The organism is Brachyspira sp. SAP_772 (assembly GCF_009755885.1).
Lineage (GTDB): Bacteria > Spirochaetota > Brachyspiria > Brachyspirales > Brachyspiraceae > Brachyspira.
In genome coordinates this window covers 1-722 of sequence record NZ_VYIX01000150.1, presented here as the reverse complement: position 1 = coordinate 722, position 722 = coordinate 1, and the positions used below count along the sequence as shown (strand labels likewise).

Here is a 722-nt window from a genome sequence, read left to right as displayed (position 1 = left end):
AATTATAAAGAAATAGTATTAACAGGTCTTAATTGAGGCTCTTACAACTTTAACAACGAAATAAAATTTGCTGATATACTAAAAAACATATTAGAACATTCTTCTAAATACGGCATTAGAATAAGGCTTTCATCTGTTGAGCCAATTTATTTTGACGATAARCTTATAAACCTTTTTAAAAATAAAGATGTATTATGCCCTCATGCTCATATTCCTTTACAATCTGGAAGCAATAAAATATTAAAATTAATGAACAGAAGATATACAAGAGAAGAATATTTAACTTCCATAGAAAAGCTATATAAAGTTAATCCCAATATGGCAATAAGCACAGATGTAATGGTKGGSTTTCCAGAAGAAGAAAATGATGATTTTAATGATACATACAATTTATGCGAAAAATCAAAGTTTATAAAAATGCATGTGTTTAGATATTCAGACAGAGAAAATACCCCATCATCAAAAATGCAAAACAAAATAGGATATAGAAGAAAAYTAAAAAGAGCAAAACTTTTAAATGAATTAAACAACAAAATGAAAGATAATTATTATAATAATGCTTTAGGYAGAAAATTAGATGTTATTGTTGAAGAGRTTTTGGAGAATAATTATTATATAGGCACAAGCGGCGAATATTTAAAAGTAAAGTTTAAAAGTGATAAAACTCTAAATAAAAAAGAGCTTATAACTGTAAAATCTTTAAAATATGAAGATGATATTAT

The 722-nt window shown here is 25.1% G+C and carries 1 pseudogene; it reads left to right on the top strand.

Features of this window, described 5'->3' with window-relative positions:
• Window positions 1–722 (top strand): annotated as a pseudogene (locus tag GQX97_RS13165) (radical SAM protein); the annotation flags it as partial.